Here is a 9854-nt window from a genome sequence, read left to right as displayed (position 1 = left end):
ATCGAGATGCGAGAAGCCGACCATCATGTCGACCGGATCGGGACCGGTTTCCATCACCTGCACCACAGGGCAGCCGGCACTTTCCAGCAGCTTTCGCGAAGCCGGCGTCTGATCGATGCCGGCGACGATCAGCGCCGCTGGCCGTTGCGAACCGAACAGCTGCAGCAGCCGCTCTTCCTCGAGGCCGGAATAGTGGGTGTTGCCAAGCTGGATGCGGAACGGGCTGGCCGACAGGCTGTCATAGATGCCGCGCACCACCTCGGCGAAGACGTTGTTGGTAAGCGACGGCACCAGCACGCCGAACACCTCGGCGCGCGCCGAGGCCAGCGCCCGGGCATTCGGGTCCGGCACGTAGCCCAGTTCGTCGACAGCGGCCTGGATCTGGCGGCGCAACTCTTCGGAGACACGCTCCGGCTCACGCAGGGCGCGCGACACGGTGATGGCGCCGACACCGGCCTTGCGCGCGACATCCGCGATGGTCGGGCGGCCGCCGCCCCGGCGCGTGCGCGGCTTGGTCAAAATCGAGTCCTCGCAAGATACAGATCGGAAGCCATCGCGCCCGCAGCCGTCATATGTTGGTCAAAGTGGGATATTTATCCGCGCGCTTCCTTCTCGACGCTAGGTCAATGTCCGCTCCCCAAAGAGAAAAATCAGCAGAGAAAGAAGACCAAACGAGACTAAAAATCCGGCCCATGCTCCAAACAGGAGCTTGCGAAGCGATCGGAATTCGTCAGCAACAAGAAATCTGTTGAAACGGCTATTCCTGCGGCCGGCTCGCTCGCTCCAACCAAGTGATCTTTCCTCAGTAGTGTCTACAAGCGCCCCGGTTCTGCCGAGCACCAGGATAATCGAATAGAAAATTGCGGCGGCGCCTGCGAGGCATCCCGCGGCGCAGGCCCACACCGCTATTGTTAGAAGAATGGGCTTACCGTGAAGATCGAGATGCATTTTGTGCGCCCGGAATAAGGCTTAAGCTGCAACCGTCAATGATCGCCGCGACCGCCACAATAACAGAACGATCGCCAGTATATTCAAAATATTCCAGGCAATGCCGTTCAGGAACGCAGCCGCATAAGAGCCGGTCAAATCGTAGATCCAGCCCGACATCCAGCCGCCGATCGCCATGCCGAAGATGGTCGCCATCATGACGATGCCGATACGCTGGCCGGCCTCTCTGGCCGGCATATAATCGCGCACGATGATCGCGTAGCAAGGCACGATGCCGCCCTGCGACAAGCCGAACACCAGTGACACCACATAGAGCGAGGCAAGCCCGTCGAACGGGATGTAGAACAGCAGCGACAGGCACTGCAGGACCGAGCCGATCATCAATGTCCACACGGCGCCGATACGGTCGGCGAGGAAGCCGGACGCCAGCCGGCTGACGACGCCGCCCGCCATCATGATCGACAGCATGTCGGCGCCATGTGCGACGCCGTAGCCAAGGTCCATGCAATAGGCGACGATATGCACTTGCGGCATCGACATCGCCACGCAGCAGCCGAGCCCGGCGACGACCAGCAGCACCTGCAAGGCCGCCGGCGACAGCGAGATCGGCTGCACCGACCGGCTTCCGGGCGAACCCGCGACGGCCGCCGCCGGGGCACCGCGCCGCAGCATCAGCACCAGCGGCACCATTGTCACCAGGCAGAAGATGCCGATTGCCGCATAGGTGAAGCGCCAGCCCTCCGCCTTCATCAGCGTCGGCATGATGGTCGGCCACAACGCCCCGGCAAGGTAATTGCCGGCCGCCGCCGCCGTGACCGCAACACCGCGACGGCGGTTGAACCAGTGCGAGATATCGGCGATCAGCGGCCCGAAGATCACCGACGTGCCGATACCGATCAGCACCCCCTGGGCAAGCGTGAATTGCAGGATCGAGGTCGACAGCGCCGCGAGCAGCAGGCCCGCGGAAAGCGCAATCGAAGAGATCAGCGCCGGGATCCAGTAACCCATCCGGTCGATGGCGCGGCCGACCAGCACGTTGCCGGCGGCGAAACCGACCATGGTCGCCGTGTAAGGCATGGACGCCGCGGCGCGGTCGACGCCGAACTCGGCCTGCACGGCGGGCAGCACGACGACGACAGCCCACATGCCCACGGCGCCGATCGTCGCCAGCAGCATCGAGATGGCAAGCCGCATCCAGGCATAGGAGCTGTCGATGCCGGGGCCGGGCTGGAGGCTGTCGGTTCGGGTCAAGGCGTTTCCTGTCGGCGGTCTCGGAGATCGGCTGCCGTTTGCGCCACTATCGGCGCATTCTCAGGCCGCAGCAGCGCCACAGCGGGCAAATCCGTGGCTCCAGAGCCAGGGCGGAACCGATACCGATGTGCGGAGTTTCCCGGCAACCCACCCCGCAAAGGAGTCCTGCGATGACCGCCACCAGGAAAAAATGGTCGGCCGAGGTGACCGAGCACAGCAACGCAATGGATCTTGAGGATCACGTCTTCGAATCCGACGACGCCAGGAAGATCGCCGCCTCGCTGAAACGATCCGCCGAACACAGCCACAGGCGCAAGGCCGAGCCTTTCCAATCCGCCATGTCGATGCTGAATTTTTACATCAACCGCGCCGGCAAGAACTTGCCTGCCGCGCGCAAAAAAGTGCTTGAGGACGCCAAGGACGAACTGCGCAGCGCCTTCGGACGGGACAAGGATGATTAGCGGCCGGTCCGGCCTTACCGGGCGCGGATGACGCCGTCTGTGTTGGCGAGCAATTTGCGCACAGCATTGCGCGCCGCGTCGGGGCGCTGCAGGCGGATGTTCTTCTCGATCGCCTCGTGCAGCTTCTGCGCGTGGTTGAGATCGTCGATCTCCCGTGTCGTATAGGCAAAGAGATGATCGAAGGCGGATTCGATCAGTACGCCGAGCGGCACCAGCAGGTCGTTGCCCGAAGCCCGCAGGATGGCGAGATGGAAGCGCGTGTCGGCGCGGGTCCGCTCCTGCAGGCTCGTCGCCGCGCCCATCTCACGGCAGGCCAGGCTGATCTCGGCCATCTGCTCGTCGGTTCTTCGCATCGCGGCGAACGCGGTCGCTTCCGGCTCGATGATATGGCGGAATTCCTGCACCGTCTTGAGGAACACTTCGCGGTCCGGCGACGTCGCGTACCAGGCCAGCACATCGCGATCGAGCAGGTTCCAGCGTTCCTTCGGCTCGACCCAGCTGCCGATCTTGGGACGTGAGGCCAAAAGGCTCTTGGCCATCAGCATCTTGATCGCTTCGCGCACCGCCGAGCGGCTGACGCTGAAGGTCTCCGACCATTTCGCTTCATTGGGCAGGATGGTGCCAGGCGGATAATCGCCGCGCACGATCCTGAGGCCGATTTCACTGGCCAGCGAGGCGTGGACGCTGGAGCCGGGAATACGCGCGGCGTCCGCCCGGCGAACGCCGCCCGGACGGTCCCCGGAGGCCGCTTTCCCCAACGATTTTTCCTTGTTCGGCTTCGCGTCCCGCATGGGGTCCAGAAAGTCCGTATTAAGCAGGCTGTCAAGCGCAGCAAGCGGCTTGCATCGCAAAGCTGCCCGCTGTGCACAGATCAGCCCCGATCCGCCGCTTGATTGGCATGTCGATATTCAGGTCAGGCCGAGCCGAGAATGACGGATTTCGAGAACCGGAGCGCAGCGTACTTTTGGGTACGTGAGCATCGGCCTACGCCGGCCGTAGCCTTGACTGCCACGACCACTCATAAGTGCTTCGGCCGGCGAAGGCGGAAGCGCAGAAAGCCGTCATTCGCAGGCCGGCATCACCTGAGTGTCGACATGCCTAGGCCTGCTTGACGTATTTGCGCCAGCTATGCTCCGGGCGGAAGCCCAGCACGTCACGCGCCTTGCGGTTGGAGAGCAGCGTCTCGTATTCGCCGAGTTCGGCCTTGACCGGCACGCCGGGGTAGAACCGCTTCAAGAGTTCGGCTGTCGGCAGGTCGGACGAGGTGTCGTCATTGGCCGCGTTGAACACCTGATAGCCGAGCCCGTCCTTCTCTATGGCGCGCAGCGTGATCTGGCCAAGGTCGCGCGCGTCGACATAGCTCCAGGCGATGCGCTTGCGGAAACCCGGATCGGCGAACCATTTCGGAAACAGCGAATGTTCGTGCGGCTCGATGACGTTGCCGATGCGCAGGGCATAAATGTCGGTGCCGTTGCGCTGCGCGAAGGCCCGCGCCGTCTTCTCGTTGACGACCTTGGACAAGGCATAGCTGTCCATCGGATCGACGTCATACTCCTCGTCGAGCGGGAAATATTTTGGATCGCGCGGCTCGTTGGCGAAGACCAGCCCATAGGTGGTCTCGCTGGAGGCGATGATTACCTTTCGGATACCGAGCTTAACTGCCGCCTCGATGACATTGTAGGTGCCGAGCGCATTGATGCGGAACACCTCGTTGTCGGTGGTGATCATGATGCGCGGGATGGCGGCGAAATGCACCACCGCATCGACCGGCTGCGGACGCAGCGAGGGGTCGAATTCATGCAGGCCCATATAGCTCGACAGTGCGTTGAACACCTGCCCGCTGTCGGTGATGTCGGTGATCAGCGTGCGCACCTTGGGGTTGTCGAGCGGCCTGGTGTCGATGTTGAGCACCTGGCAGCCTTGCTCGACCAGATACTGGACGACATGGCGTCCGGCCTTGCCGCTGCCGCCGGTGAACATGATCCGCTTCGTCATTTTGCTCTCCACATCCTCAGGAATTTATGTGTATTGTCAGACAATATCGCCATCCGCAACCACCCTCGCCTGCAAAACGGCAGCGCCTGACATCAATCATTGCAACAGGACTTGAAGACATGAACACGACTGCCGCGAGCGAAAAGATCGGCTTCATCGGGCTTGGCCTGATGGGCCACGGGATCGCCAAGAACATCGTCGACAAGGGCTACAGCCTGACCTTTCTCGGCCGCAAGAACCGCAAGCCGGCGGAAGACCTGCTTGGCCGCGGCGCCACCGAAGCATCGACCTCGCGCGATGTGGCGGCGGCATCGACAATCGTCTTCATCTGCGTCACCGGTTCGCGCGAGGTCGAAGCCATCATTCGCGGCCCGGGCGGCCTCAAGGAGGGTTTGAAGAAAGGTTCCGTCGTCGTCGACTGCTCGACCTCCGACCCCGTCTCGACCATTGCGCTTGCCGCTGAACTCAAGGCGCTCGGCATCGATTTTGTCGACGCACCGCTCAGCCGCACGCCGAAGGAAGCCTGGGAAGGCACACTCGACGCCATGGTCGGCGCGCCGGACACCCTCTTTGCCAGGGTGAAACCGGTAATCGAAACCTGGGCCGGCCGCATCGTCCATATCGGCGACACCGGCGATGGCCATCGCATGAAGCTGCTCAACAATTTCATCTCGCTCGGCTACGCCGCGATCTATTCCGAGGCACTGGCACTGGCTGAGAAGGTCGGCATCTCGCCGCCGCGCTTCGACAGCGTCATCCGCAATGGCCGCATGGATTGCGGCTTCTACCAGACCTTCATGCGCTGGACGCTGGAAGGTGACCGCGACGCGCACAAATTCACCATCGCCAACGCCTTCAAGGACCTGACCTATCTGGAATCGATGGCGGGTGCGGCCGGCATTGCCAACCCGCTCGGCAACGCCACCAAGAACGCCTTCGCCGGTGCCCACGCAACCGGCCCGGCCGAGCAATTCGTACCGATGCTGGCAACGCATATCGGGAAGGTGAACGGCGTCGACCTGATGCCGATGAAGGATGGCAAGAAGCAGACCATTTAACCGATTGCCCAACGCAGGCGCCGATCACCGCCTCCAGCGCCCGATCCCTTCATCGGTATCCGCAAGCAGCTTGTGCACGGCGTTGCGCGCGGCGGCCGGGCGCTGCAGGCGGATGTTCTTTTCGATCGCCTCATGCAGCTTCTGCGCCTGGCGCTGATCGGCGACCTGCTGTGTCGTGAATGCGAAAAGATGGTCGAGCGCCGACTCGATCAGCACGCCGAGCGGCACCAGAAGGTCGTTGCCGGAGGCGCGCAGGATGGCCAGATGAAAGCGCGTATCGGCGCGGATACGCTCCTGCAGGCTCAAGGCTTCGCCCATCTCGCGGCAGGCCTGGCTGATTTCCGCCATTTGCTCGTCACTGCGCCGTATGGCTGCAAAGGCCGATGCTTCCGGCTCGATGATATGACGAAACTCCTGCACGGTTCGCAGGAACGCCTCGCGGTCGGGCGCCGTCGCGTACCAGGCCAGCACGTCGCGGTCGAGCAGGTTCCAGCGCTCCTTCGGCTCGACCCAGCTGCCGATCTTGGGGCGTGAGGCCAACAGGCTTTTCGCCATCAGCATCTTGATGGCTTCGCGCACCGCCGAACGGCTGACATTGAAGATCTCGGCCCATCTGGACTCGTTGGGCAGGATGGTGCCGGGCGGATAGTCGCCACGCACGATCCGCAGGCCGATCTCGCCGGCCAGCGAGACATGGACGCTCGCTCCCGCAAAATGCGCGGCACCGGCCTTGCGCATGACAGCCGGGCCGTGGCTGGCTTGTGCCTTGGCCCGGTCGGTTCGCTTGCTTGACTTCTCGTCCGGCATCCACGTTCCAATGCGTCGACCGTCTGTCGTCCGGACTGGTCCGAACCGCACGGGCGCCGATCTCGTTGCCGAAAAATCCAGATCACGGGCGCAGCAAAGCCGGAGCCGGTTGCCCCAACCATTGCGTCCGTTCGGGAATTATCGCTTCCGTCCAGGAATGACGGGGCGCCCGCAGCCGGGCGCCCCGAAATCGAGAACCTACTTCTGGATGCAGGTGTCGACCGTATCCTTGGTGCACTCGTCGAGGCCGGTGAACACCGGATCGGCGACCGCCTTGCCTTCGATCAGGTCGATCATCACCGACGGTGCCTTGTAGCCCATTTCGAACGGCCGCTGGCCGACCAGAGCCGTTACAAGGCCGTCACGAGCGATCGCAATCTCGTCGCCGATCGTGTCGGCAGCGCCGATGACGAAGTCGTTGCTGGCGATCCGGTCCTTGAGCGGTCCGAACAGATCGCGATAGGGCTGCGGCGCGCCGAACAGCGGCCAACCGCCCATGATGCCGAAGGCGTCCAGCTTGGGGTTGGCGGCGAGGATGTCGGTCATCGCCTGCACGCCCTTGGCGCCATCGTCGTTGGTGAACACCGGGCAGCCGGCGACTTCGGTCCAGCCACCTTCACCGGCAAGTGCGGCGAGGCCCTCCTTGCCCGACAGTGCGTCACGCATGCCTTGCGCACGGCGCAGGATGTTGTCGGCTGCCGGGTTGCCTTCGATGGTGCAGATCGTGCCACCATTCGGCTTGCCCTTCTTGATGTACTCGCCGATCTTCTTGCCCATCAGGTAATTGTCGGTACCGAGATAGGTCTTGCGAAGACCTGCGTCTTCCTTGCTGAGATCGGCATCGACCGTCATGATCGGGATCGACGGATTGGCACTCTTGATCGTCTGCGCGATCAGCGGCGCGTTGGACGGCGAGATCGCCATCGCCACCGTGTCGGCCTTGCTCAGCATGTCCTGGACGATCTGCGCCTCGCCGGCCTCGTCCGAAGTCGACGCCGGACCGGTGTAGAAGCATTCATATTCCGAGCTGGCGTTTTCCTTGTTCCATTTCTCGCAGCCCTGGTGGATGGCCTCGAAGAACGGATTGTCGAGACCTTTCACGACAATGACGAGCTGTTTCTTGGCCAAAGCCGGCCCGGCACCCAACGCCATGGCGGCGACGGCGGCGAGCAAAAGTGTTTTCCTCATGTCAGTCCTCCCTTGAAACAAACGGACACGGCGTGCCCGCCATACAGATCGACCGGATGCGTGATGACCGAGGGTCGTTTCGCGAGCGCTCGTGTCGCCAGGACAGATCGATAAGCATTTCCAGATTCGGCTTCAGATCAGCTCACACACAGGTGCCGCCGGATCCTGGACCGTCAAACCTCCGCCAATTCCGGCCGGCGACCGCCAGCGGGGATCGGCATAATCTCCTCCGACGCTTAGCTAATATCGGCTTGGCGCCAACGTCAATGCTATTTGTCCTACAAAACGGATTTTTAAAATAGTCCTGGCCCAATTCGTCCGACAATTGATTGACGTGCGCCGGCTTTTGCGTAAAAGAACGCTAACGCCGTCTTCGGGAGGAGCCGGGGAGAGCGAGGCCAAAGCAGCGTCGGCATCCACGCCGGTAACAGCTGCAGGTCGCAAAGCACGGGGAGGCAAAGGCTGGTGGCGGTTCTCGAACTCACCAACATCTCAAGGCATTTCGGCGCCATCCAGGCCGTCAACGACGTTTCGCTGTCGATCGAGCCCGGACAGGTGGTCGGCCTGATGGGCGACAACGGCGCCGGCAAGTCGACGCTGGTCAAGATGATCGCTGGCAATTTCCGCCCGAGCCATGGCACCATGCACATGGACGGCAAGGAATTGATCCTGCACAAGCCGGCGGAAGCCCGCCAGCACGGCATCGAGATCGTCCACCAGGACCTTGCGCTCTGCAACAATCTGACTGCCGCCGCCAATGTCTATCTCGGCCGTGAGTTGCGGCGCGGCGTCGGGCCGTTCCGGATCCTCGACTATGCCTCGATGTACAAGCGTGCCGGCCAGCTCTTCGCCGAATTGAAGTCCGAGACCCGTCCGCGCGACCTCGTCAAGCAGATGTCGGGCGGCCAGCGCCAGGCGGTGGCGATTGCCCGCACCATGCTGTCGCAGGCCAAGATCGTGCTGATGGACGAACCGACGGCGGCGATCTCGGTGCGCCAGGTCGCCGAAGTGCTGAACCTTATCCGCCATTTGCGCGATCAGGGCATCGCCGTCGTTCTGATCAGCCACCGCATGCCTGACGTGTTCACCGTCGCCGACCGCGTCATCGTCATGCGGCGCGGGCGCAAGGTCGCCGACAAGACGATTGCGTCGAGCTCGCCCGAGGAAGTCACCGGGCTGATCACCGGCGCTATCGAACAGGTTTGATTTCAAGCGAATTCCACCACGCACAGCAGATGAAGGTCGACGATGGCACTGACAATTGACCAGCCGATCGAGCATAAGCAGCAATCCTTGGCCGCGAGACTGTTTGCCAGCCAGACTTTCTGGGTGGTGATCGCGGTCATCCTTGCCTGCGTGTTCCTGTCGTTTGCCACCGACGCTTTCGCCACCTCGAAGAACCTCTACAACATCACCCGCAACATCACCTTCGTCGCCATCATCGCGCTCGGCATGACCTTCGTCATCATCACCGGCGGCATCGACCTGTCGGTCGGCTCGGTGCTATGCCTGTCGTCGATGGTGCTGGCCGTCACCATGCATGCCGGCTACTCGATCGAGGTCGGCATCCTGGCCTCGATTGCCACCGCGCTCGCCATTGGCGCCTTCAACGGCGTGCTGATCGCCTATCTCGGCTTTCCACCCTTCGTGGTGACGCTCGGCATGCTGTCGATCGCCCGAAGCCTCGCCATGGTCGCCTCCAACAACACGGTGGTCTTCCAGTTCGGGCCGGACCATGCCAAGCTTCTGTCATTGGGCGGCGGCGCCTGGGTGTTCGGCATCGCCAACCCGGTGCTTTACATGATCCTTCTGGCGCTGATCACCGGCTTCATCCTGCGCTGGACCAAGTTCGGCCGCCATATCTTCGCCATCGGCGGCAATGAGCACGCGGCAACGCTGACCGGCGTTCCGGTGCGCCAGATCAAGGTTGCCGTCTACATGATCTCGGCGCTGTCGGCGGGCATTGCGGGCATCATCCAGACCGGCTGGCTGGGTGCCGTCACCACCAATCTCGGCACCGGCATGGAGCTGCAGGTAATCGCCGCCACCGTCATCGGCGGCGCCAATCTGGCCGGCGGCGTCGGCACCGCCTTCGGCGCCATCGTCGGCGCGGCCCTGATCGAGGTGATCCGCAACAGTCTCGGCC

General features: G+C 62.8%; 11 protein-coding genes. 4 read left to right on the top strand and 7 right to left on the bottom strand.

From position 1 onward, the window contains the following. The 3 genes from EOA22_RS14710 to EOA22_RS14700 form a co-directional block, all read right to left on the bottom strand. On the bottom strand, nucleotides 1-519 hold a 519-nt coding region (locus EOA22_RS14710; protein ID WP_164755448.1), incomplete at its 3' end, for a LacI family DNA-binding transcriptional regulator. Nucleotides 520-618: 99 nt separating this feature from the next. Next, nucleotides 619-948: a hypothetical protein gene (locus tag EOA22_RS14705; protein WP_063168517.1), complete on the bottom strand. Its 330-nt coding sequence runs from the start codon at nucleotides 946-948 to the stop codon at nucleotides 619-621. A gap of 21 nt (nucleotides 949-969) precedes the next feature. After that, the gene (locus EOA22_RS14700) at nucleotides 970-2199 is read right to left on the bottom strand and encodes an MFS transporter (RefSeq protein ID WP_013530861.1); all 1230 of its coding nucleotides are present in this window, start codon (nucleotides 2197-2199) and stop codon (nucleotides 970-972) included. Between the two features lie 170 nt (nucleotides 2200-2369). On the opposite strand from EOA22_RS14700, the gene EOA22_RS14695 reads away from it, so the two are divergent. Further along, nucleotides 2370-2660, top strand: coding sequence for a DUF3175 domain-containing protein (locus EOA22_RS14695; protein ID WP_024501537.1), 291 nt, complete (start codon nucleotides 2370-2372; stop codon nucleotides 2658-2660). 14 nt (nucleotides 2661-2674) lie between these two features. Here EOA22_RS14695 and EOA22_RS14690 read toward each other — a convergent pair whose 3' ends face one another. Further along, a complete protein-coding gene (locus tag EOA22_RS14690; RefSeq protein WP_024501538.1) occupies nucleotides 2675-3451 on the bottom strand; it encodes a FadR/GntR family transcriptional regulator in 777 nt (258 codons plus the stop codon). Between the two features lie 307 nt (nucleotides 3452-3758). Further along, the gene (locus EOA22_RS14685) at nucleotides 3759-4655 is read right to left on the bottom strand and encodes an NAD(P)-dependent oxidoreductase (protein ID WP_063168518.1); all 897 of its coding nucleotides are present in this window, start codon (nucleotides 4653-4655) and stop codon (nucleotides 3759-3761) included. A gap of 119 nt (nucleotides 4656-4774) precedes the next feature. Here EOA22_RS14685 and EOA22_RS14680 point away from each other — a divergent pair, with 119 nt between their 5' ends. Then, nucleotides 4775-5713, top strand: a complete 939-nt coding sequence (locus tag EOA22_RS14680) for an NAD(P)-dependent oxidoreductase (protein WP_063168519.1) — start codon at nucleotides 4775-4777, stop codon at nucleotides 5711-5713. Between the two features lie 24 nt (nucleotides 5714-5737). Here EOA22_RS14680 and EOA22_RS14675 read toward each other — a convergent pair whose 3' ends face one another. Then, a complete protein-coding gene (locus EOA22_RS14675) occupies nucleotides 5738-6520 on the bottom strand; it encodes a FadR/GntR family transcriptional regulator (RefSeq protein WP_013530856.1) in 783 nt (260 codons plus the stop codon). Between the two features lie 198 nt (nucleotides 6521-6718). Next, nucleotides 6719-7708, bottom strand: coding sequence for a sugar-binding protein (locus EOA22_RS14670; RefSeq protein WP_013530855.1), 990 nt, complete (start codon nucleotides 7706-7708; stop codon nucleotides 6719-6721). Between the two features lie 465 nt (nucleotides 7709-8173). Here EOA22_RS14670 and EOA22_RS14665 point away from each other — a divergent pair, with 465 nt between their 5' ends. Together EOA22_RS14665 and EOA22_RS14660 are read left to right on the top strand one after the other, a co-directional pair. Beyond that, on the top strand, nucleotides 8174-8914 hold the full coding sequence (locus EOA22_RS14665) for an ATP-binding cassette domain-containing protein (RefSeq protein ID WP_013530854.1): 741 nt from the start codon (nucleotides 8174-8176) through the stop codon (nucleotides 8912-8914). 42 nt (nucleotides 8915-8956) lie between these two features. Beyond that, on the top strand, nucleotides 8957-9854 hold an 898-nt coding region (locus EOA22_RS14660; protein ID WP_164755446.1), incomplete at its 3' end, for an ABC transporter permease.

This window comes from Mesorhizobium sp. M7A.F.Ca.US.014.04.1.1 (genome assembly GCF_003998745.1).
Taxonomy (GTDB): Bacteria; Pseudomonadota; Alphaproteobacteria; order Rhizobiales; family Rhizobiaceae; genus Mesorhizobium; species Mesorhizobium ciceri.
Note: the sequence above shows the minus strand (reverse complement) of the source record. Positions and strands in the feature narration are given on the sequence as shown.

What these genes read in the sequence shown, in the direction of transcription:
- EOA22_RS14675 (WP_013530856.1), bottom strand. Translation starts at nt 6,520, where the DNA reads ATGCCGGACGAGAAGTCAAGCAAGCGAACCGACCGGGCCAAGGCACAA.
- EOA22_RS14695 (WP_024501537.1), top strand. Translation starts at nt 2,370, where the DNA reads ATGACCGCCACCAGGAAAAAATGGTCGGCCGAGGTGACCGAGCACAGC.
- EOA22_RS14670 (WP_013530855.1), bottom strand. Translation starts at nt 7,708, where the DNA reads ATGAGGAAAACACTTTTGCTCGCCGCCGTCGCCGCCATGGCGTTGGGT.
- EOA22_RS14705 (WP_063168517.1), bottom strand. Translation starts at nt 948, where the DNA reads ATGCATCTCGATCTTCACGGTAAGCCCATTCTTCTAACAATAGCGGTG.
- EOA22_RS14690 (WP_024501538.1), bottom strand. Translation starts at nt 3,451, where the DNA reads ATGCGGGACGCGAAGCCGAACAAGGAAAAATCGTTGGGGAAAGCGGCC.
- EOA22_RS14680 (WP_063168519.1), top strand. Translation starts at nt 4,775, where the DNA reads ATGAACACGACTGCCGCGAGCGAAAAGATCGGCTTCATCGGGCTTGGC.
- EOA22_RS14685 (WP_063168518.1), bottom strand. Translation starts at nt 4,655, where the DNA reads ATGACGAAGCGGATCATGTTCACCGGCGGCAGCGGCAAGGCCGGACGC.